Source organism: Renibacterium salmoninarum ATCC 33209, assembly GCF_000018885.1.
In the GTDB taxonomy this organism is placed as follows: domain Bacteria; phylum Actinomycetota; class Actinomycetes; order Actinomycetales; family Micrococcaceae; genus Renibacterium; species Renibacterium salmoninarum.
In genome coordinates, this window is record NC_010168.1 from 35,881 (window position 1) to 57,408 (window position 21,528).

Below are 21,528 nucleotides of genomic sequence, written 5' to 3' on the forward strand. Positions count from 1 at the left end.
CAACGCCAAGCGGCCTTGCTGGCACAGCCGTTACCACAGCAGCCTGAATCTGGTTCTGCGCGGAAGCCACAATGTGTCCTGCTTCCGCCCAGTTAGTTGGCGCTTTCAAAGCGGCGGTGACGGTTAACCACAATTCGCCAGTGGCATCGGGAGTCGGCGGCATCGGAACAATGGCATCGTCACCGGCCGATATCTGTGGGAGCGCCAAAATCCCGCTCGAATGCTGCTCCCCATCACGGTCGATAGTCCAGCTAAATTCCAGATCCGAAGTATCAGCGGAATGCCGCAAATTGCTCAGCCGCACCGAATCCGCATCGAAACTGAACAGGATCGGCTGCACCACAGCTTTGTACTCATGCAATCCCGGTGTAGGCGTTTCATCGCTGAGAATCATGCCATCCATCACGAAATTGCCATCATGAACCACTTCGCCAAAGTCGCCGCCATAACCATAAAAAGGCTTCCCTGCTGGGGTGCGGGTCAGCAGGCCGTGATCACGCCATTCCCAAACGAATCCGCCGTGCAAGCGTGGATGCTGCCACACTAGATCTTCATACTGATCAATCGCGCCCGGGCCATTACCCATCGCGTGCACGTATTCACAAAGCAAGAACGGCTTGCCGCGCTGGCGAATAGATTCAGCAACTGAACAGTTATAGAGCTGAGTTGGCAAGTCTTGTGCAATGGAAAGCAAAGCCGGAACCGGCGCATACATCAGCGAGTAAACGTCCGTATATGCGCCCGCATGATCACCTTCGTAGTGCACCGGACGGCCCGCGTCCCGCCGATGCACCAAGGAAGACATTGCGGCAAGATTCGCCCCAGTTCCTTACTCATTTCCCAATGACCACATCACTACGCAGGGGTGGTTTTTATCCCGCTCCACAGTGCGCTCAATTCGATCCAAATAGGCATCACGCCAGCGTGAATCATCACTTGGGTTACTGATCCAACCGCCCTTTTCAAAGCCATGCGTTTCCAGATCGCACTCGTCGATAACCCAAACCCCTAGTTCGTCCGCCAAATCAAGCAACCGGGGGTGTGGTGGATAATGGCTGGTCCGGATCGCATTGATATTGAACCGTTTCATCTGTGCCAGGTCTGCCCGAGCGTGTTTTTCGTCAAAAACGCGACCTCGCTCGGGGTGAGCTTCATGTCGATTAACACCGTGGAAAACCATGCGCTGACCATTGACCAAAAATTGATCACCAATAATCTGCACGGTACGGAACCCCGTCCGCAATCGAACTACTTCGCCAGCCGAAATGACTTCAACGTCGTAAAGCCTTGGCGACTCAGCAGTCCACGCTTGCACTGAACCACAGTCGATTATGGCTACCTCGGCAGCAGATTCCCAACGTTGTTCAATACCTAATTCGGCCACCCGAAAGGTGATCGGATAAGCGGTTGGCTGGGCCTTAATTTCCACGTCGAGATCTCCCTGCCCAGCCAAGAAGCCGGCGCGAATCCAGACATCGTCGATGCCGCCAGCTGGCCGGGACATGAGTGTGACCTCGCGGAAAATACCAGGTAACCACCATTGGTCTTGATCTTCCAAATAGCTTGCCGCCGACCACTGATGCACCCGAACTGCCAAGAGATTTTGACCAGACTGCAGCGCCGCGCTGACATCAAATTCCTGGACCAACCGGCTGCCTTTGCCCACTCCAATTTCGACGCCGTTGAGCCAGACTCGGTAGGTGGACTCCACGCCGTCGAACCTCAGCAATACTCGCTCGGCGGCGGACCAATCTGCAGGCAGCTCAAACCAGCGTCGGTAATCGCCGGTTGGATTCTGCTCGGGAACATGCGGGGGATCGATCGGAAAGGGAAACTGCACATTGGTGTAGATCGGCTTGCCGTATTTTGGCTCGCCGTCAGCTAAGCCTTGGAGCACCCAATGCGACGGGACCTGCAGCACGTCCCAGCCGCCGTCGTCGTAATCGAGGGAAGTCATCGATAATGCGGATTCGCCGGCCGGGAGTGCCCGATCGCCAGCTAGCGTTCCCGGCGCCGCTGGCAGCATCCGGAATTGCCAATCGCCATTGAGCGGCAGCACCGCAGCGTCGGAGTTCAGCCACGATCTTGGCGCGGTTCTCAGCCCACGGCCAGGCGCGGTATCCGTGATGTAGCCAGCGTTCATTTCCTGATCCGTCATTTAGCTGAACCTTTCGTCAGGCCTCCGCGCCAGAATCTCTGCAAGACCATCATGGCAATTGCTCAGAGGATAGTCGACCCGCAAGTGGCTGTGGCAAAGCAATTGCTCGCCTATCTCAGCCTCTTGATCGAGCCTGCTTGAGTTAGGCTCGGAGCATGACTGAGGAACGTTCTGCGGAAACATTCGACGTAATCGTCATCGGCGCAGGAGCCGTCGGGGAAAACGTTGCCGACCGAGCGGTAAAGGGCGGCCTCAGCGCGCTGCTCATCGAATCAGAACTGGTTGGCGGTGAGTGTTCTTATTGGGCTTGCATGCCTTCTAAGGCCTTGATTCGGCCAGCTACCGCGCTCAAAGCGGCACAAAGCCTGGCCGGTTCGCGCGAAGCGGTTAGCGGAAAAATTGATGCCGATGCCGTGCTGAAGCGACGGAATTCTTTTACCGCAGATTGGCACGACGACGGTCAGGTTGCTTGGGTTGACGGTGCCGGGATCAAGTTTATCCGCGGCAAAGCTAGGCTCACCGGGAAACTCAGCGTTGATATTTCCGCCCCGGATGCCGGGGTCCAATCTGTCCAGGCGCGCTACGCCGTCGTACTGGCCACCGGATCCCAACCAACACTGCCGCCGTTTACTGGTCTAAAAGACATCGAGTTCTGGGGCACTCGAGAGGCAACTAGTTCACAACGCGTGCCCGAAAGTCTCATCGTGATTGGCGGCGGGGTTGCCGGCGCAGAATTGGCCCAGGCCTACGCCCGCCTTGGCGCTAAGGTCACTCAATTAGTTCGCAGCGGACTGCTTAACGTCGCGCCGGCCGAGGCTCGGCAGCTAGTACGCCAGGCGTTCCAGCAGGACGGTATTGACCTTCGCGAGAACACCTCGCCACGCTCGGTTAGCCGCGATTCCGACGGCGTGCACGTTGAACTAGACGGCGAAACGATTCATGCCGAAGAGCTGCTGGTAGCTACTGGCCGCGCACCCGCGCTTGCCGATGTCGGGCTAGAAGGCCTCAATCTGCAAGCCTATGACCCGGCAAAATCCCACCTTTCCACCGACGAAAGTGGCCGAGTTGACGGCACTGACTGGCTATATGCGGTAGGTGATGCTGCCGGAAAAGTACTGCTCACTCATCAGGGCAAATACGAGGCTCGGATTACTGGTGATGCGATCGCGGCTCGCGCCAAGGGGCCAGTGGAGTCAAAGCGCTGGAGCAAGTTCGCACAAACCGCAGACGAGCTCGCGGTACCCAGCGTCATCTTCACTGATCCAGAGGTGGCGCTGGTCGGCCGGAATGTGGCTCAAGCCAACTCAGACGGCGTCAGGGTCACTGAGGTTTCATTACCAATCGCCGTCGCCGGATCTAGTCTCTACGCCGACGACTATCAAGGCTGGGCACAACTAGTCATTGATGCGGAGAGAGAGGTGATTATCGGAGCCACTTTTGCCGGGCCCGACGTTGCCGAGCTCTTACATTCGGCAACTATTGCCATTGTGGGTGAGGTTCCCTTGAGCCGTTTGTGGCACGCGGTTCCGTCATACCCCACGATTAGTGAAGTCTGGTTGCGACTGCTTGAAAAGCTGGGCCTCTAAGCCTGCGCCATATGCAAGATGGGGTACGGATTCCCCTCCGCATCTGTCTCGGAGCGACCCGTTGACACAAAGCCCATCCGTTCATAAAAGCCGCAGGCACGAGGATTTTGTTCGTTCACATCCACGGTAAGTGGCCCTAGCTCTGCAACTGTTCGCTCCACAAGCGAACGACCAATGCCCTGGTTATGCGCATTCGGGTCAACAAAAAGCATCTCTAGCTTGGCCTCGTCTAATCCGGCGAAGCCAATTAATTTCCCGCCGTCAGACTCCGAGACAAGGACCCGCAGTGCCGGTAGGTATTCGTAATGAACCTTAGGCTCCCAGTTGTCAATCTGTTCGGGCGTAACGAAAGCGTGCGTAACTTTCCACTGCGGCGCGCCAAATAGTAGTCAACTCGTGGAAGTCTGCGTGCTCGGCAGCTCTGATGAAGGCCATAGCTTCATGCTACGACGGCGCCACCCCTCCAGAGCTGCGAACCGATTTCGCTCCCGATATTGGATGGAGCAGCTGAAATTTTGGCGGCTCCATCCAATATCGAGGGCGAAGCTCACATCGAATAATGACAATCCTATTGGAACTGACCGGTCAGTTCAGTTAGAGTAGTACCAGAACCACTTCACCGGAAGGTCGCATCGTGCTGATCGCACAACAACTTAGAGTCAAGGGCCGCCACGACGACCTGGTGCCACCCATGTCCCTGCAAGCCGCCAGCGGTTCACTGCTTCTGGTTGCCGGAGACCTGCAGCCACAGCGAACGGCATTGGCTTTAGCACTCAGTGCGCGGATGAAAGTCAGCGCAGGCACGGTGAGCTTGGGCCAAAGTTCTAAGATTGGCGATCTGCGCAATAGCAGCGCCCTCATCGACTCACCTGGCGTCAATGAACCCGAGCAACACCTGAGCGTCAAAGACCTCGTTACGGAGGACCTGGCTTTGATCCCGCGGCGTTATCGTGGAATTCGGCATGCCTCGGACTGGCTGAAGATCAACGCCTTCGAAGACATCGCCAAAGTTTGGGTAGATCAAGTACCTACCGCGCGCAGGCTCGAATTGCTTTGCACCCTTGCGCTTGCCAATCCTGAAGTGGACCTACTCGTGGTTGACTCCCCCGACCGGCACAGTGCCGATCCGCAAGACTGGCTTCCGCAGTTGGTGGCCAGGGCTGCGGATCCGGGCCGGCCGCTGTGCATCGTAGCCACGGTGTCCGGCATTCCGGCGGACTGGCACCGCGCCCAAGCGCACATCGAAAACCCGATCGATCTTCGCGCGGCCACAACACAAGCCCCCGAAGAGCCTGAACCAGCAGAAACACCCGAAGCAGAAGAATCGCAGGACCAATCATGACCGTATTCCGTCTCGCGCTCTCCGAACTAAAACGGATGACCGGCGGTTTACTACCCAAACTGTCCATTCTGGCGCTGACTTTTGTGCCGCTGCTTTATGGGGCCGTGTACCTATACGCCAACTGGGATCCGTACGGTAACCTCAACCAGCTCAACGCAGCAATCGTCGTTGACGACCAAGGAACCACAACGGCAGATGGCAAAGAACTCAAGGTTGGCCAGCAAGTGGCGCAGAACCTGGTTGACGGCAAGAAGTTCAACTGGATTGTGGTGGACTCAGATCAACAAGCCGACGACGGCGTTGCCAATGGCAGCTATTCCTTCGCGCTAAAGATCCCGAAAGACTTCTCTGCCAACCTGGCTTCACCGGCACATTTCGACTCAGCCAAACAAGCCATCCTCAACGTCACCACCAATGATGCAAATAATTACCTGCTCTCCACGATTGTGGATAAAGTCACGACTCAGGTACATACTTCGGTAGCTAAGCAAGTCGGCGAGACCACAGCGAACCAGCTGCTTACCGGCTACGGGACCATCCACACGCAAATTAGCAAAGCGGCCGACGGCGCAAAACAGCTTTCAGACGGCGCTAACCAACTTCGCGACGGCGTACAACAACTGCATTCTGGCAGCACTGAGCTGTCTTCGGGTGCCAACCAACTTGCGGATGGTCAGCAAAAACTAGCGGCCGGCGCTGGTACTTTGAGCGCCGGCACTAATCAGCTTTCCAGCGGTTTGGCGCAATTGAACAGCAAAACCGCCGGGCTGCCAGCATCAGCACAGCAGCTTTCCGACGGCGCCGCCCAAGTAGCCGCCGGAAACGCCACGCTCAATGCGAAAGTCCAGTCCGCCGTCGGTAGTCTTGGCCAGATCGATCAAGACGCCTCAGGCAAGCTAAACACTCTGTTAGACCAGCTCGTCCAGCAGCAAGTGTTGACTCCTGAGCAAAAAAGCCAGATCCAGCAGAATCTAAAAGCCGATATTGACCCGATCAAAGACAAGATCCAAACCGATGCAGCCGATGTGCAACGGCTGGCCGACGGCGCGCAGGCAGTGTCTAACGGCGCAAAAACTCTAGCCGGCGCTACTCCTGCGCTGAGCGCCGCCATTAGCCAAGCCAATGATGGTACCGCAAAACTGGCCACCGGCGCCCAGACACTGGCCAGTTCGGAGCAACAGGCAGTCGCTGGAACTAACAAACTCGCTGACGGCGCAAAAACTCTGGACGACGGCGCCGCGAAGCTCGATGATGGCGCAGTCAAGTTGGCCGACGGCGCCAACACCTTGGCCACCCAGCTAGGCCAAGGCGTCGACCAAATCCCGAATCCAAACGACGCAACAAAGGCCAGCGCATCGAAGGTTATTGGCGATCCGATCACGGTCAACTCGCTGGCACAGACCAAAGCTGCAAACTATGGCGCGGGCTTGGCACCATTCTTCTTAGTTTTGGCGCTCTGGGTTGGTGCCTTCATGTTGATGCAAGCGATGCGGCCATTGACGCAACGTGCACTGGCTTCCAACGCACCGGCCTGGCAAGTGGCGATTGGCGGTTGGCTGCCATTCCTCACGGTCTCAGTCGTGCAAGCCGTAGTGCTCTACTCGGTAGTTCACTTTGGTCTAGGTCTTGAGCCCAGCTACCCGGCACTCACGCTGGGCCTGCTGTTATTAGCTTCCATGGCATTTACCGCGCTGATCCAAGGAATCGTCGCGCTATTGGGCACGCCGGGCAAGTTCGTCGTCTTGATCCTCTTAGTGCTACAGCTGGTAGCCTCCGGCGGCACCTTCCCCTGGCAAACTACGCCGGAACCGCTGCACGTACTGCACCAGATCTTGCCGATGGGACACGTGGTGGACGGAATGCGAGTGCTAATCTGCGGAGCCGATTTGACTCCGATTTTGCCAATAGCCCTTGGCCTAGTGGGTTACACAGTCCTGGGCGTACTGTTCTCCTTCTTAGCAGTTCGCAAACATAAATTCTGGACGTTGAAGACCCTGCAGCCGGAGATCTCAATATGAGCGCCGAGGCCAGCGGGGTGAAACGACCCGAACGCACCAATGCGACCCGGCAGAAGCTTTTCGAGGCCTCGATGCAGCTGATCGGCGAGCGCGGCCCCGCGGAGGTAACCGTGGATGAGATTGCTGCCGCTGCGGGCGTCTCCAAGGGCACCGTGTATTACAACTTTGGCTCGAAGTCCGAGTTGATTGCGCAATTGCTCGAATACGGCGTGCAATTACTTGAATCTCGGCTTACGCCGGATGAGAGTTTACCTTCGCTCGAAGCGTTGGAAGCCGTGATGGGCAAAACCCTGGACTTCTTTGCCGAGTATCCGTCTTTTACCCAACTATTGGTGTCTGAAATGTGGCGCACGCCGAGCGAATGGCGAGAGACGCTGACTCTATTGCGCGAACGCCTTTTCACCCTGGCTGGATTGACCTTTGCTCGGGTAGCTGCCGAGCATGAGGTTCAGGACAATGTAGCCCCAGACATCATCGTTGGCATGACCTTGGGTGCTGCCTTGGTGATCGGTTTAGACCGGCAGGTATTCCATCCCGAGCGCAAACGCGATGAAGGCGTCCGGGCCTTGATGACGGTGATGCACGGCTACCTTAAGACGCCTTCGGCCTGAATCTGCTCCGACAGCACTTCTGGCACCGGTCGCGGCTTCCGGCCAAAACGAATAACTGCGGTTGCCACACCGGCGAGCAACAGCCCACCGCCTACCAACTCGGGAATGCTTGGCGCTTCTTGCAGTACCAGCCACGCTGAGGCAATGCCGATTACTGGGATGAGCAGCGTAAACGGCCCGACCACCGCTGAGGAGTATTTGCCGAGCAAATAATTCCAGATTCCATAGCCAACGATCGTCGAAATATAGGCGGTGAACAGCGCGCCGATAATCGCCGGCAATTGCAGGTGACTCAGCGCAAAACCTATTTGCTCCGGGCCCTCCAGCAGGAAGGACAAGGCAAACATTGGCACCGGCACCACGGCTGCAGACCAGATCACCAAGCTGAGTCCGGATGTAGCCGTACTGGCATTCTTCTGCACCTGACGCGAGACGACGTTGCCGATGGACCAGGACAATGCCGCGCCGAGGCCCAGAATAAAAGGCAGGATGGGCGCTACTTGAGCCCGGCCTACCCCAACAACAATCAGGCCAACGATGCCTAAGCCAATGCCGATCGACTGGCCTAAGTTCGGCTTCTCTTTCACAAAGAACATTGCGATCAGCACGGTAAGTAGCACTTGCGCTTGGAGCACCAACGGTGCCAGACCAGTCGGCAGCCCCATGTGCATCGCTAGGTACATTAGGCCAAATTGACCCGCATTGACGGCCAGACCCAGAGTCACAATGACTTTCCAGCCAATCTTTGGCGGTTTGATGAAGAAGATCCAAGGGAAGATCGCCAGCACAAAACGCAATGCCACGGATAACATCGGCGGAATCGACTGCAATGTGGCGTTGATCGCCAAGAAATTTGTGCCCCAAATAAGGGTAACCAGGACGGCGAGCAGGGCGTGCTTGGGCTTCATTCTTCCACTGTGACAGTAAATTCATTTAAGTAAAAGCAAATCTTTCGGCATCTAACTATGTAGAATTGCTTCATGATTGATGTGGTCGCAGTCCGAGCCCTAGTAGCCGTCGAACAAAGTGGCTCAGTGGTGAAAGCCGCTGAGCCTATGGGGTACAGCCCCTCCGCCATCTCGCAACAAATCAAAAAGTTGGAGAAGCAATCTGGCGTTGTGTTGCTGGAGCGCTACGGACGCGGCGTACTACTCACCGAGCGAGGCAAAACGCTAGCCGAACGCGGTCGACAGATCCTGGACGACGTTGAACTGCTCGAATCGACATTGTTGGCGGACCCGCAAAAACCCGAAGGTACGTTGCGCATCGCCGCATTCTCCACCGCATGCCGTGGTTTGGTTGGACCCATTTTGAACGAGCTCGACGGCGGTGGCGTGCGGCTTTCGATCATTGGCGAAGATCCCAGAGAAGCAGTGGAAAGGGTGGCGACAGGGCAAGCCGATCTGGCCGTTGTACACGACTGGCAGTCCGTCCCACTAGCTATTCCGGATCACCTGGCGGTGGAGAACCTTTGCCTCGACGACGCCGAAGTTTTGGTCAATACCGAGCACCCACTTGCCAGCGCAACCGAGGTATTTCGACGCGACCTTCTTGACGAACCTTGGATCAGCACTCCGATGGGCGCGATCTGCAGTGAAGCGTTGATGCAGATCTTCGCGGATAGGGGCACTACGCCAAAGGTTCGAGTTTACGATCCAGACTTTTCCACCCACATCGAATTCGTCTCGCTGGGTATTGCCGTGGCACTAGTACCTCGGTTAGGCAGGCCAGCGCTGCCGGAGAATGTGGTGCCGATCTCGGTTGTCGATATGTGTAACCAGCGCCAGGTGCAGGTCATTTTCCGCAAGACGATGGCCGCTAGCCCAGCGATCCGGCACGTCGTGGCTCTTTTGCACCAAGCAGCGTCAAGGATCTAATCCAGCGGACTAGTCAGCGCGGCACCACGAAGTTGCTGAGCTTGGCATCCTGCCCGTCTAGCTCAGCCCAACTCAGCGAATGCTGCAGAACTGCAAAAGCTGAGGTGGGGAACCGCTCCGCCAAGTCCATATAGGCATCTTGATCCGAGTCCCGCGAAGCTAGCCGCAAGGCGACGTCTTGAACCGTCGGGAAGTGCGAAATCACTAAAAGCGAGGTCACCGTTTCGGGCACGTGATTGATCATTGAAAGCATCCGCGCCGGGCCGCCGTCGTAAAGATCGTCTTCCAGCTTTGGCGTGGGAGCCAAATCGCCAAGCTCTAGGCAGACCCAAGTGCAGGTCTGCCTAGTCCGCAATGCTGAAGAGCACAGAATGAAATCCGGCACTACAGCGTTTTCCAAAAGCCACTTCCCAGCCAGCGGTGCCTCAGCATGACCACGCGCCGCCAACGGGCGCTCATGATCGGCTACTCCGCGCGGATAATCCGCTTTGGAGTGCCGCATCAAAATGAGCTTTTTAAGGTGATGCCCGCCAGATTCCATCAAGTCAGTCTAAGACCAAAGCAGAAGCTAGACGGAGTACTCTGGAGCTGCCCAGACCACAACTTCGGGGTGCTCGTAGAACCGGTAGCCTTCGCCGCGCACGGTGCGGACAGTATTAGCTAGGCGGCCCAGCTTAGAACGCAAGCGCCGAATGTGCACGTCGATCGTGCGTTCATTGGGTACCTCTTCAGCATTGCGCCACAGACCGTCCAACAGCTCGTCGCGGCCTACCGTCCGAGTGCCATTCTCCACTAGGTAGTTGAGCAACTCAAATTCCTTGAAGGTCAAATTCAAGGTTTCGCCGTCCAAATGAACTTCTCGGCGAGCCAAATCTATCAAAACTCCCGCAGGACGGGTCTCTTGCGGTGAGAACTGCCGAGCTTCCGGTCGCTGCCGCACGGCAACGGTGGGGCCACCAAAGGTGGAGCGGACGACGTCGAGCGGGGTGCCTGGTGCGTCAGCCGGGGCAATCGCCACCGCAGCATAGCTTTTCGCCTGCGGCACTAATGACTGCGCATAGGCGCGAATGTCTTGAGCCAGCTTGGCCAGCGAGGTTCCGTTAGCAGCCGCCGTCTCCTCATCAATACCGAGGTAGAGCACAAAGCCGTGCGCCACGTTGTCCTGACCAACACTGCGCACCGAATGGTCCGAACCAGCAATAAGTGGCGTAGGTGCGGTCATTGGCGCGTGCTGGCTAACCGGCACTACTCGGTGTTGGGGTGCTTGCGGCGTCGCTGAAAAACCGTAACTGGCCGGGCGGCTCTGTGGGTAAAGGCGTAATTCCGGTGCGAGAAACCTTATTAGCGTTTCGTACGGAAATGTGAACGTAACCGGGTGCGATTGACATGATTGACCTCGTCGTGAAATGCCGACATCGAATAGTCGGCTCGAATGCCTGACTCCGCTAAGTTTTTCCGCGGAGGTTGCCCATCATTGGGCTGGCCAGATTGGCCGTTTGCCTTGCACTCTTCAGATGGTGAGGTTAGGCATGCATTCGACAACAGCACATGGCTCCATCGACGGGTGTGTCGTTGGGAATCGCTGCGGCTGCAGATGCTCTTGAGTGGATCTTCACATATGAAGTGTGCAACATAACAATCCAAACTTGCAAGTAACAATGAACAATTTGGCTCACATTTTGAGACAAATTGATGATTTGTGATGCAGATCACAAATCAGTCAAAGAATGAATATTCTTCGCTTCTGACCGAGAATCGATGTCTATTGACTGATTTAAGTCAATCATTTAGCGTTCCGGTAAAATTATATTCGCTCAAATTCCAGATTCTTCGCACGGCGTCTTCTCCTGCCTCGAAACAACCTGTTCGGTCAAGGTCGGCTTGCTCGGCTCATTCAAGACAGTCATACGCAAAATCCACATCGGGCACTCCGAGAGTTCCAAGCACGTTGATACCTTTCAAAGCCACTATTGAGATGAAATCAGGACTAGATTTAGTTCAGCTTGATTCACAGCTTGCACAGTTGATCTCCAGTCGGCTCCAAGATTATTCATGTGAAAATATCAGAAAGTTAGATTATGGCTACTACTCGATCATTCACAGATAACCTGCCTCGGCTCAATCACCCGGATGGCTCCCCTATTCGCGCCCTGGTGGTCGACGACGAGCCGAGTCTGGCCGAATTGATGTCCATGGGACTACAAATGGCCGGCTGGGACGTCCAAGTTGCCCACGACGGTAATGAGGCGCTCAAGATTGCCCGGGAATACCGGCCGGACGTCTTGGTACTGGACATCATGCTGCCAGGCTTCGACGGCGTCGAGCTCCTGGGCAAGATTCGCCTCTTCGCACCGAACATTCCGGCGCTGTTCCTGACCGCGAAGGACGCAGTGCAGGACCGCGTTGCCGGTTTGACCGCCGGTGGCGACGATTACGTCACCAAACCCTTCAGCATGGAAGAAGTGCTGTTGCGCCTGCATCGCATTGTGCAGCGCGCTGGCGTTATTGCTGAAGACTCCGCTGAAGTTCGGGTTGGCGATCTAGTGCTCAATCACGACACCCGCCAAGTTACTCGCGGAGCTGATGATGTGACGCTTACCGCCACTGAGTTTGAACTACTTCGGTACCTCATGGAGAACCCGAAGCGCGTGATTAGCAAGACGCAGATCCTGGATCGCGTCTGGAATTATGACTTTGGTGGCCAGGTGAACATCGTTGAGCTCTACATTTCATATTTGCGAAAGAAAATCGAAGCGAATCATCCACCGATGATCCACACCGTGCGCGGCGCAGGTTACATCCTCAAACCGGCTGATCAGTGAGTTCTGATCCAGCAAAAAACGATATTGATCGTAGCGAAGGCGCACCCGAACCGCTGAATTCACCAGCGCCTCAAAACGCTGAGCCGGTGACAGCATCGCCTAGTTCAACGGCTCCCTCGCCAACGGTCGGCGCGAAGCAATTCAATTCTTCAGCTCGAAAAATGACTGCGCAGGCTGGCAAACTACGTCAGGAAGCTCAGGAACGATTCGCTTTTTCGCGCTGGAGCTTGAGGTCAAAAATGGTTTTGGCCACGCTTGGGCTTCTGACCGCGATCTGTTTCATCGTGGGAATGATCTCCTACGCGACGATGAGTTTGGTGCTCAACAACCAACTCAATGTTGCGGTTCGCGATGCCTCAAGCCGAGTCACTACGTACTACGCCCAAGACGTGCTGCGAGTTACCTCAATGCAGGGCCTGAATTATGGCACCATGGTTGCTTACATCCATAACGGTGCGTTGGAAACCGGCCTCGACGGCAATCCGCAAATTGTGGCTAATGCAAACGTCAGCAAAAAGATGTTGCTGCCAGATTCCGATATGCGCACGCTCACTGATATTTTGCCCTCGGACGGTTTCACCGATCGAAAATTCACTTTCGGCAGCTATCGGCTCATCGCAACTCGGCAAAGCGACGGAAACATCGTGCTGACCGGCCTGCCTAACGGCGAGATTCACGATGCCCTGACCACGCTGGTGCTGACTATATTGCTTGTCTCCGCCTCGGGTCTGATCATGATGGGACTCATCGGTACGGTCATTATTCGCCGAGCAATGGCGCCATTAGACAAACTTGCAGCCGTGGCCACCCGAGTTTCTAAGCTGCCGCTCGACGAAGGCGAGGTCAAGCTCGCCGAGCGCGTACCGCCGTCGGCCGCTAATGAATTCACTGAGATTGGCACCGTCGGCCTGGCGCTGAACCGGATGCTGGATAACGTTGCCTTCGCGTTGCAATCGCGGCAACGCAGCGAAACTAAAGTACGTCAGTTTGTTGCCGATGCCAGCCACGAGTTGCGCACCCCACTCACCGCAATCCGCGGTTACACCGAGATGATCAAGATGACCGAGGAGCTCAGCGCTTCGGGTGAGAAGTCACTCTCTCGAGTGGAGTCGCAATCCAAGCGAATGGGTGCCATGGTGGAAGACCTTTTGACGCTGGCCAGGCTCGATGAAGGCAAGCCGTTAGAGCTCAACGACACCGAAATGACGCAATTGGTAGTGGAAACGGTCAACGATATGAAAGTTGCCATCACAGACCATCAGTGGAAACTGGACCTGCCCAGTGATCCCTTCATTTTGAAAGCCGACTCCGGCGGAATTCGCCAGGTGCTGCTCAATCTGCTCTCCAATGCAGCCAAGCACACGGATGCAGGCACGGTGGTCACCACAAGCCTGCGCCAAGCAGATGCGAACACGCTTCGGCTCACTGTGGCAGATAACGGTCCCGGAATCCCGAAAGAATTTCAATCGGCTATTTTCGATCGATTCTCCCGAGTGGATGTTGCACGTTCCGGCCATGATGGCACAACCGGTCTAGGGCTCTCGATTGTGCAAGCAATTGTTGCCGCGCACGGTGGCACCATTTCCTTAGCTTCTGAACCCGGTCGCACCCAATTCATTGTGGATTTGCCTCGAAACCAGTGAACTCGCAGTACGTTCTTGGCGATCAATTCCCACCAAGGACGCAGAAATCGTTACCTTCGATATCTGCCAGGCACACCCAGGGAACCTGACCTTGGCCAAGTTCGACGTCGGTAGCCCCCAGCTCTCGCAGCCGCGCCACCTCGGCGGATTGGTCGTCGCCGGTATAGGGCAACAGATCAAGGTGGACGCGACCGGACTCAGCCTTCAACGCGGGAGTGCGGTGGAACTCAAGATACGGTCCCAAGCCGTCGGCTGAACGTAACCGTGCTTGGTCATCACTTGCCTCGGTCAAGGTCCAGCCCATTGCGCTAGCCCAGAACTGTGCCATCGCCCGGGGATCGGCACAGTTGACCACTACAGCAGCTATTGGCCCGGTATCGCGATAAATCGACCGCGGCTCCAGTACCCGAAATAAATTTCCTTCCGGATCGGTTAGAGCCGTCCACAGCACCTTACCCTGGCCTACCTCAGCTGGCGTTGCGCCAAGTTTTATCAGCTGCGCCACCAGCTCAGCTTGATGCGCTGCGGAAGTGCTGTTGAGATCCAAATGCGTGCGATAGTGCACCGTTTCCGGATCTGGCACCGACACCACATCAATACAGACGGCGGTGGAGTTTGGCCAAGAGAAGTTCAACGGTTCAATATTGGTTACGCCGGGCGCTTCGCTGGAGACGCCCCAGCCCAGTGCATCAGCCCAAAATTGACCCAGCGCGGCGTCATTTCGAGCTTTGAAATTCACCTGAACGAGTCGTAGTCCCATAGCCACAAATCCTATTGGCTGGCAGGTAATCTCGATAGCGAATCAAGCCATCGCGCTCAGTGTCAGTGCTTCAGTGCTTTACTCAACTTGAGGCTCGGCATGACCGAACCCAACTGTGCCCGCAACGATGTGTGATTGCGCTTGCGCAAAATCAATTAAAGCCACAATGCCAGCTAACAAAGCAGCAACGCCGCCAACAATCAATGAATATCTCGGGCCCAATAACGTGCCCACCCAGCCCACTAGCGGGGCACCAATCGGCGTACCGCCCTGCATCACCGCCATATAGACAGCTAGCACTCGTCCGCGAAATGCCGGGTCGGTCGTGAGCTGGACCGTGGTGTTACAAACGTTGAGGAAGGTCATTGCGGACAATCTGATCGGAATCAGCGCCAGTGCAAAGAGCCAGAAACTTGGCGCAAAGGCGGCAATAATTGTGAAGACCCCGGTGGCCAGCGCAGCCGCAACAATGTATGCCATTCGAACGCTCTTTCGCCGAGCCGCAAGCAGTGTTGCCGATAGCGTACCCACTGCCATCACGGTGCCAAGTAGGCCGTACTCTCCTGGCCCCTTACCAAACACCGCCGTCGCCATCAGTGCGTTGGTTATTTGGAAGTTCATGGTCAAAGTCGCCACCAAACTCACCAAAACCATGAAGATCATTAGATCTGGGCGCTGTTTGATATAGCGCAGGCCCTCGCGGATCTGCCCTTTGCCACGCGGCGCTTTCGCGGTTGGGTGCAATTCTGAGGGCCGCATCTTGGCCAAGGAAATGATTACTGTGCCAAAGCTCGCAGCATTGATCAAAAACGCCGGTCCGGTGCCAAGCCAGGCCCAGCCAACCGAGCCAGATTGAACGAAGTAGCGTTCAACGCAACCGCGTTTGGCACGTCGTCGGCTTCCACAACCTCCGAAACGAAGGCCTGCCGCGACGGCGCATCGATCGCACTCCCTACGCCAAGTAGCAGCGCCAAAAGATAGACATGCCAAAGCTTGACGGTGTTGGTTACGACCAAAACACCCAAGATTAGCGCGCACGTGCCCATTGCGCTCTGCGTCATCAGGAGAATCTTGCGTTTGGAATAGCGATCCCCTAAGAGACCAGCCCATGGCCCCAAAATGAGGATCAGCAGGAACTGCAGGCCGGTGGTGATCCCCACAGCGGTGCCTGAGTGATTGGTAAGCACCGTGAGTACCAACCAGTCCTGGGCCACTCGCTGCATCCACGTGCCAATATTTGATACCAACGCACCGGAAACCCAAAGCCGATAGTTGAAGACTTTCATCGCGCTGAACATACTGCTCATTTAGCCGCCACTCGCTGCAAGATCTCGGCCGCTTCGCGAAGCGTTCTTCGTTCTTCGTTACTAAGCTTGGCTAAGCGCTTTTCTAACCATTCGGTGCGACACTGCCGGGTATCAGTCAAGATTTCTCGCCCTTGCTCGGTGAGATCCGCGAGGATTTGCCGGCCGTCGGTCGGATGTGGCGTCCGGCGAACCAATCCAGCTTCTTCCAGCCCGTTGACAGTTCGAGTCATTGACGGTGCCTGAACGTGCTCAGCATTCGCCAATTCACGCAACGTCAAAGGACCTTTTCCTAAGAGGGCAAGTACCGTAAACTTCCCGGCCGTCACGCTCTCGCTAGTGGCTTCAACTCGAAGTCTTCTCGAGGTACGCATCACCGCCATTCGCAGTTCGACGGCGAGCGGTGAGATCTTTTTTCGAGTTTCCACATAGTTAGCATAAGTCATTAGCTTTGCTAAGTAAATGCCAAAATATGTGATCTCGTTATCTAAATGTGACTAATCTCGAATGGTCCCGTATCGTGGATGAGGTGTCTGCATCAGTGGACACGGCCTCCGGAGGTTCGCCGAGCTCTGCCGCTACCGGATGGTTCAAGCAATTCCGGCAGAGACGGGGAACCACATTCGGCCGTTTAGGCGGCCTTGGGGTGAAGCCTTGCAGCGCAAGGCCGGGTGCTCTCCATCCGAATCAGACAGCCCACCTCGCAGGCTCAAAGAGAGGCACCACCACGTGGCTAATCAAGCCAAAGGACGCCGCAGCTTGGCGCGCCATGCAGCCCTACCCGGCGAAGCAAATAGCGCAACCAGCACCTCGGTAGCGGGCGAACGCGGACGGCGCAGAGCCCCCATCCAGAAAAGCACCCTTGGGCTTTTGTGGGAGGCCACGCCAAAGGTTCCTACCCAGCGGGTAGCTGCCTTAGCGGTAGCCGGAATCCTCGTCGCCGGCATCAGCACCACTGCACCGACGCAAGCTGCCTCCAACGTCACTGCACAGAGCCCCAGCAAGGCCTCGGTAGTTACCGCTGACGCAACAGCAAACCTAAGCTTCGTCCGGGTCGTTTCCACGTCGACGCCGTCAGCTAATAAGCCCGGCACCAACGCCGCTTCCTCGGATGTCCAAGCCTTAAACGACCCGAGTGCCGCCCAGGCGTTCGCTGCTAGCCAGCTGGCCAGCCTCGGTTGGGGTCAAGACCAAATGAGTTGCTTGGTCTCACTGTGGAACCGCGAATCAAGCTGGAAGACCACTGCGGAGAACCCGTCTTCGTTGGCCTATGGCATTGCGCAGTCCCTGCCCGCAGAGAAAATGGCAAGTACCGGAGCGGATTACCGCACCAACTACAAGACTCAGATCACCTGGGGATTGGGCTACATCAAGCAGCGTTACGGGAGCCCCTGCGGCGCCTGGGGTCACTCGCAGTCCGTTGGCTGGTACTGATACTCGTTCAAATCAAAAAGTGCTCCTGGCTGCTCATTAATCAGCGGCCAGGAGCACTTTTTGTCTACGCGATGAGCTCAGTAAACAACCTTCTGGCTTTTGAACTTGTAGTACTCGCTTGATGGCTTGAGCCACATGAGCGTCAGTGCAGCGATAGAAACGATCAAGGTCAAGATACCGAAAATTAGGCTGCCCACGATCAAAGTATGGTTTGCGCCGCTTGAAACCACACTGATCAGCTGGCTGACAATGCCGATACCGGCAAAACCCGTGGCAACAATCCGCGCCCAGTTTTTACCCGCGTTATTAGCCAATGCCATCCAGATCCACAATGCGGTGCCCACCACAATGCTGAAGAGCACCCCAGCGTAAGCAATCGCTCGAGCTACTGAGGCCGCCGTTTCATATTCGCGGCCACTCAATCTGGTATTCGAGCTATTCAAGCCCAGTTGGATGCCTTGCTCAATCGTCACCAGGCTGAAAATGCCGCCGACAATCGCCAACGCCGCGCCGGCATACATCAGATAGACCGCAATGGTTAAGCTCTGCGGTGTGGCAACAGGAGCGATCTGCGGAGTGCCGTACCCACCAGGGTAGCTAGGGTATGCCGGCTGGCCGTAAGGCTGCGGTTGGCCGTATGGTTGCGGTTGCTGTTGCGGCTGGCCATACGGCTGTTGCGCTGGTTGGCCGTACGGTGGCTGCACTGGCTGGTTCGGCTGGTTATTCGGTCCCGGAGGAATACTCGGTGGCTGGAATTGGTCCATGCGCTGAGCATATCGCTTGAGTGCCCTGCATTGAACCAATTTGTGATAGACATTCCCGCACACATAACAAGAACACAGCCTCACGATCTAGGCAGATTGGTCCCGCTAGACGGTCAGATCTAGGGCGTACCAGCGCGCATTTAGCCGACGACGCCGTAGAGCCGGTCACCCGCGTCACCTAGGCCGGGCACAATGTATGCCTTTTCGTTCAAGCCTTCATCGATCGAAGCCAACACAATCGTGACGTTGGCTCCCTCATGCTGTTCGCGCAACGCTTCGATGCCTTCCGGGGCGCCCAGCAAGCAGATACAAGTGATGTCCAGCGCTCTACGAGCGAACAGAAACTTGATTGCTTCGCGCAATGTTGCACCGGTTGCCAGCATCGGGTCCAAAACGTAAACCTGGCGACCAGTGAGATCCTCAGGCAGCCGTTCGGCGTAAGTTATTGCTTCCAGAGTTTCCTCATTACGAGCCATACCGAGGAAGCCAACCTCGGCGGTCGGCAGCAACCGGGTCATACCTTCGAGCATGCCCAGGCCTGCCCGCAAAATTGGCACCACAAGCGGCGTCGGCTTCACTAAACCGGTGCCCACTGTCTTGGTTACCGGCGTTTCAATGCTCACCTCTTCAACCCGAACCTCGCGGGTCGCTTCATAGGCCAGCAAGGTCACCAATTCTTCGGTGAGCTGCCGAAAAACCGGCGAAGGAGTGTTTTTATCCCGCAAAACGGTGAGCTTGTGGGCAACAAGGGGGTGGTCAACAACCAGAACGCGCATAGCTAAAAGTTACCATTGAGCGGTGCCCTTCGAATCCGAACCTTCAGATGCCGATAAATTCCGGAGCTGGATGGGGGCTGCCCTCGTCGAAGCGCAGGCGGCATTACAAACCGAAGATGTCCCGATCGGCGCCGTTGTCTTAGATGCTTCTGGCAACGTGGTTGGCACGGGCAGAAATCGACGCGAAGCCGACGGCGACCCCACCGCACACGCGGAAGTACTGGCCCTACGTGCGGCCGCTGAGGCAACTGGCTCCTGGCGGCTCGACGGCTGCACCTTGGTGGTCACCTTGGAACCGTGTGCCATGTGTGCTGGCGCCATTGTGCTGGCCAAAGTGCCGCGAGTGGTGTTTGGTGCTTGGGACGCCAAGGCGGGCGCAGCTGGCTCGGTGTTCGAAATCCTGCGCGAACCGCGCCTCAATCATTGGGTGGAAGTGTACCCAGGCGTCCGGGAAGCTGAATCTGCCATCCTCTTACGCGAGTTTTTCGCCGGACATCGGCAGGGCTGACCAAATGGCCACTCGAAGCAATCTGTTGCGGTCTTCCTGGCGGTTCGCCGTCGTCGGCTTGACCAGCAACTTACTTGGATACCTACTTTTCGTCGTCCTGTCCCTGTTTGGTGCATCAGCTTTCATCGCCCTGACCGCGAGCTTTTTGCTGAGCATGGTGATCAGCTACTTTGGCAATCGCGGTTTTACCTTTGCGCATCAGGGAGCTGCCGGACGCTCGGCTGCGAAATTCCTTGCTGTGGCAGCATTTGCTTACGCATTCAACTTCGGCATCCTCATGGCTCTTTGTACAGCTTTGGGGCTTCCCGCAAATCGTGGTGCAGTTCTTTGCCATCGGCTGCGTAGCACTATGCACTTTCACGCTGATGCGTTTATGGGTATTTCGATCAGACAAGACTAAGGCCGATGGGAACGTAGCCGCCTAAGCATCCGCGCGTCATCGAATCCGACAGCTGCTGCCGCCGATTCCACCGTGCTCCCATGCTCAATCAAGGATTCCGCTTCCTCTAAGCGCAACAGCTGCTGGTAGCGCAGTGGCGAGAGCTGAAGTGAATCGGTAAACGCCCGGGTCAAAGTGCGCTCGCTGACGCCTACAGCATGCGAGAGCTCGGTCAGCGGTAAGCGTTCACGAAATCTTTCATCGACGATGTCCTGAGCGCGGTGCACCAGATCGGTCAGATGTGCCCGATGCCGAAGAATCCCGCTTTGTTGCGGCGCATTACCGTTGCGTCGGGCGTACATCACCATTCCGCGAGCCACCCGCGCTGCCATTGCTGGCCCCTCTTGTTGCGCCACGATGTGTAGCGCTAGATCAATCCCGCTAGCAATGCCGGCCGAGCTCAGAATGTTGCCGTCCTCGGTAAAAGGACGTCAGAAATGACGTTTGCTGCCGGGAATCTGGCGGCCAGTCCCTGCTGAAGTTCGTGATGGGTGGTGCAGCGCCGACCATCAAGCAGACCCGCCAAGCCAAGCGATATCGCACCGGAACAGACACTCGCCACCCGCCCACCGCGGCTGCCGTGCTCGCTGAGTCGTTGCAGGCTCGCTGAACTGAGGATCGACGCCGACTTGACCTCTGGCGCTGACCCACCCGGGACCAAGATGAGATCAGTAACGGAAAGATCCGGCCACTTTGACTCGGGGGCAAGAGCGAGTCCTTGCGCAGAGGAAATCGGCTGCTCGCCATCTTTGATAAAGCAGAGCTCAAAATCGGAACCAAGCGCTGCCGCGTCACCGAAAACCTGCGCGGGGCCAGCCAAGTCAAGCAAGTGCACCCGATCCATCACAGGTATTGCAATGATCGTCATCTCGTCTCCCAGTTAGAGCTTTTAGCGCGACAAAACCTCATCAAGTGTCACGATGCTAGCGAATCTGCCAGCAAGTGCATAACTAGTTCGCTCAATGATTTCATTGGTGCCAAGTGTCAGCGGATCGGCCAACACCTCGGTGAAGCTTCGGCCAGCTTCGGCAGTCCAGTGTTCTATCGGTTGAGTCGCCGTAGCATTAATCACGAATTCCACTGGGTAACCAAAATCGCTGGCCACACGCGCAGTGGTCTCGCAGCACTGTTCGGTTCGGATCCCGCAAATACGCAATTCATCAATGCCGTGGCTCACCAAATACTGCTGTAACCCGGTAGCGCTGGAGGCGTTATGTGAAGTCTTAGTGAAAATAGGTTCGGCCGAGATCGGCTCAAGGCCTTCAATCGGGCGAGTAAAGCCCAGCTCAGGATCGAAGACATTGCCGGTGCCTGGTTCCACATGCAAAACCCACAGCACGGCATCGCCAGCGCGTCGAGAATGCTCCACCAGTTGGGAAACTTTGGCTGCGATATTCGGATCAGAAATTACGGCCCAGTTCTCGCGTTGCCGAAATGACTCTTGGACGTCTATTACTAAAAGGGCTCTCATACCTTCGAGCCTAAG

The 21,528-nt window shown here is 56.4% G+C and carries 20 protein-coding genes, 3 pseudogenes and 1 riboswitch; of the genes and pseudogenes, 10 read left to right on the top strand and 13 right to left on the bottom strand.

The annotated features are described in order from the left end of the window. Positions 1-58: 58 nt before the first annotated feature. Positions 59-2,158 (bottom strand): annotated as a pseudogene (locus tag RSAL33209_RS00160) (glycoside hydrolase family 2 TIM barrel-domain containing protein); the annotation flags it as partial. A gap of 155 nt (positions 2,159-2,313) precedes the next feature. Here RSAL33209_RS00160 and RSAL33209_RS00165 point away from each other — a divergent pair. Continuing rightward, a complete protein-coding gene (locus RSAL33209_RS00165; RefSeq protein WP_012243504.1) occupies positions 2,314-3,744 on the top strand; it encodes a dihydrolipoyl dehydrogenase family protein in 1,431 nt (476 codons plus the stop codon). On the opposite strand, the gene RSAL33209_RS15665 is transcribed toward RSAL33209_RS00165, so the two are convergent. Beyond that, positions 3,741-4,076 (bottom strand): GNAT family N-acetyltransferase, encoded by a 336-nt coding sequence (locus RSAL33209_RS15665; protein ID WP_199533211.1) that lies wholly within the window; start codon positions 4,074-4,076, stop codon positions 3,741-3,743. The two genes, RSAL33209_RS00165 and RSAL33209_RS15665, sit on opposite strands and share 4 nt — an antisense overlap. A 302-nt stretch (positions 4,077-4,378) precedes the next feature. On the opposite strand from RSAL33209_RS15665, the gene RSAL33209_RS00175 reads away from it, so the two are divergent. From RSAL33209_RS00175 to RSAL33209_RS00185, 3 genes are read left to right on the top strand one after another with little or no spacing between them, the layout of a single operon-like run. Further along, the gene (locus tag RSAL33209_RS00175; RefSeq protein WP_012243507.1) at positions 4,379-5,086 is read left to right on the top strand and encodes a hypothetical protein; all 708 of its coding nucleotides are present in this window, start codon (positions 4,379-4,381) and stop codon (positions 5,084-5,086) included. Next, the gene (locus RSAL33209_RS00180; protein WP_012243508.1) at positions 5,083-7,104 is read left to right on the top strand and encodes a YhgE/Pip domain-containing protein; all 2,022 of its coding nucleotides are present in this window, start codon (positions 5,083-5,085) and stop codon (positions 7,102-7,104) included. The genes RSAL33209_RS00175 and RSAL33209_RS00180 overlap by 4 nt, the downstream gene beginning before the upstream one ends. After that, positions 7,101-7,715 (top strand): TetR/AcrR family transcriptional regulator, encoded by a 615-nt coding sequence (locus tag RSAL33209_RS00185; RefSeq protein ID WP_041684214.1) that lies wholly within the window; start codon positions 7,101-7,103, stop codon positions 7,713-7,715. Before RSAL33209_RS00180 ends, RSAL33209_RS00185 begins: the two co-directional genes overlap by 4 nt. Here RSAL33209_RS00185 and RSAL33209_RS00190 read toward each other — a convergent pair. Then, complete coding sequence (locus tag RSAL33209_RS00190) at positions 7,691-8,623, bottom strand: EamA family transporter (protein WP_012243510.1); 933 nt, start codon at positions 8,621-8,623, stop codon at positions 7,691-7,693. The two genes, RSAL33209_RS00185 and RSAL33209_RS00190, sit on opposite strands and share 25 nt — an antisense overlap. A 72-nt stretch (positions 8,624-8,695) precedes the next feature. Between RSAL33209_RS00190 and RSAL33209_RS00195 the strand changes: the two genes are divergently transcribed. After that, on the top strand, positions 8,696-9,592 hold the full coding sequence (locus tag RSAL33209_RS00195; RefSeq protein WP_012243511.1) for a LysR family transcriptional regulator: 897 nt from the start codon (positions 8,696-8,698) through the stop codon (positions 9,590-9,592). Between the two features lie 13 nt (positions 9,593-9,605). On the opposite strand, the gene RSAL33209_RS00200 is transcribed toward RSAL33209_RS00195, so the two are convergent. Continuing rightward, positions 9,606-10,133 (bottom strand): SixA phosphatase family protein, encoded by a 528-nt coding sequence (locus RSAL33209_RS00200; protein ID WP_041684216.1) that lies wholly within the window; start codon positions 10,131-10,133, stop codon positions 9,606-9,608. Positions 10,134-10,160: 27 nt separating this feature from the next. Then, positions 10,161-10,980: pseudogene (locus tag RSAL33209_RS00205) on the bottom strand (winged helix-turn-helix domain-containing protein). Between the two features lie 690 nt (positions 10,981-11,670). Here RSAL33209_RS00205 and RSAL33209_RS00210 point away from each other — a divergent pair. Both RSAL33209_RS00210 and RSAL33209_RS00215 read left to right on the top strand, forming a co-directional pair. Beyond that, positions 11,671-12,414: a response regulator transcription factor gene (locus tag RSAL33209_RS00210; RefSeq protein WP_012243515.1), complete on the top strand. Its 744-nt coding sequence runs from the start codon at positions 11,671-11,673 to the stop codon at positions 12,412-12,414. After that, positions 12,411-14,057, top strand: coding sequence for a sensor histidine kinase (locus tag RSAL33209_RS00215; protein WP_012243516.1), 1,647 nt, complete (start codon positions 12,411-12,413; stop codon positions 14,055-14,057). The genes RSAL33209_RS00210 and RSAL33209_RS00215 overlap by 4 nt, the downstream gene beginning before the upstream one ends. 22 nt (positions 14,058-14,079) lie before the next feature. On the opposite strand, the gene RSAL33209_RS00220 is transcribed toward RSAL33209_RS00215, so the two are convergent. The 3 genes and pseudogenes from RSAL33209_RS00220 to RSAL33209_RS00230 all read right to left on the bottom strand — a co-directional run bounded on the left by RSAL33209_RS00220 (position 14,080) and on the right by RSAL33209_RS00230 (position 16,567). Then, entirely contained in the window at positions 14,080-14,817 is a 738-nt protein-coding gene (locus tag RSAL33209_RS00220; protein ID WP_041684218.1) for a VOC family protein, read from the bottom strand. Positions 14,818-14,895: 78 nt separating this feature from the next. Continuing rightward, a pseudogene (locus RSAL33209_RS00225) lies at positions 14,896-16,124 on the bottom strand (MFS transporter). Further along, on the bottom strand, positions 16,121-16,567 hold the full coding sequence (locus RSAL33209_RS00230) for a MarR family winged helix-turn-helix transcriptional regulator (RefSeq protein ID WP_012243520.1): 447 nt from the start codon (positions 16,565-16,567) through the stop codon (positions 16,121-16,123). The pseudogene RSAL33209_RS00225 and the gene RSAL33209_RS00230 overlap by 4 nt, the downstream one beginning before the upstream one ends. 137 nt (positions 16,568-16,704) lie before the next feature. After that, a riboswitch (cyclic di-AMP (ydaO/yuaA leader) is annotated at positions 16,705-16,845 on the top strand. Positions 16,846-16,850: 5 nt separating this feature from the next. On the opposite strand from RSAL33209_RS00230, the gene RSAL33209_RS00235 reads away from it, so the two are divergent. Then, the gene (locus tag RSAL33209_RS00235; RefSeq protein ID WP_041684220.1) at positions 16,851-17,555 is read left to right on the top strand and encodes an aggregation-promoting factor C-terminal-like domain-containing protein; all 705 of its coding nucleotides are present in this window, start codon (positions 16,851-16,853) and stop codon (positions 17,553-17,555) included. Positions 17,556-17,632: 77 nt separating this feature from the next. On the opposite strand, the gene RSAL33209_RS17345 is transcribed toward RSAL33209_RS00235, so the two are convergent. Together RSAL33209_RS17345 and upp are read right to left on the bottom strand one after the other, a co-directional pair. Beyond that, positions 17,633-18,319 carry a hypothetical protein gene (locus tag RSAL33209_RS17345; RefSeq protein WP_145962022.1) on the bottom strand — a complete coding sequence of 229 codons (687 nt, stop codon included), beginning with the start codon at positions 18,317-18,319 and terminating at the stop codon, positions 17,633-17,635. Between the two features lie 140 nt (positions 18,320-18,459). Further along, positions 18,460-19,095, bottom strand: coding sequence for a uracil phosphoribosyltransferase (gene upp, locus RSAL33209_RS00250; RefSeq protein ID WP_012243523.1), 636 nt, complete (start codon positions 19,093-19,095; stop codon positions 18,460-18,462). A gap of 70 nt (positions 19,096-19,165) precedes the next feature. Here upp and RSAL33209_RS00255 point away from each other — a divergent pair, with 70 nt between their 5' ends. After that, on the top strand, positions 19,166-19,603 hold the full coding sequence (locus RSAL33209_RS00255) for a nucleoside deaminase (RefSeq protein ID WP_041684899.1): 438 nt from the start codon (positions 19,166-19,168) through the stop codon (positions 19,601-19,603). 4 nt (positions 19,604-19,607) lie between these two features. After that, on the top strand, positions 19,608-20,003 hold the full coding sequence (locus tag RSAL33209_RS00260) for a GtrA family protein (RefSeq protein ID WP_012243525.1): 396 nt from the start codon (positions 19,608-19,610) through the stop codon (positions 20,001-20,003). Here the strand turns inward: RSAL33209_RS00260 and RSAL33209_RS17890 are convergent. The 3 genes from RSAL33209_RS17890 to RSAL33209_RS00270 are packed head-to-tail and all read right to left on the bottom strand — an operon-like array spanning position 20,000 to position 21,513. Further along, positions 20,000-20,398 (bottom strand): helix-turn-helix domain-containing protein, encoded by a 399-nt coding sequence (locus RSAL33209_RS17890; protein WP_012243526.1) that lies wholly within the window; start codon positions 20,396-20,398, stop codon positions 20,000-20,002. The genes RSAL33209_RS00260 and RSAL33209_RS17890 overlap by 4 nt on opposite strands. A gap of 44 nt (positions 20,399-20,442) precedes the next feature. Then, the gene (locus RSAL33209_RS17895) at positions 20,443-20,910 is read right to left on the bottom strand and encodes a DJ-1/PfpI family protein (RefSeq protein ID WP_012243527.1); all 468 of its coding nucleotides are present in this window, start codon (positions 20,908-20,910) and stop codon (positions 20,443-20,445) included. Between the two features lie 21 nt (positions 20,911-20,931). Beyond that, the gene (locus RSAL33209_RS00270; RefSeq protein ID WP_012243528.1) at positions 20,932-21,513 is read right to left on the bottom strand and encodes a cysteine hydrolase family protein; all 582 of its coding nucleotides are present in this window, start codon (positions 21,511-21,513) and stop codon (positions 20,932-20,934) included. Positions 21,514-21,528 lie beyond the last annotated feature (15 nt).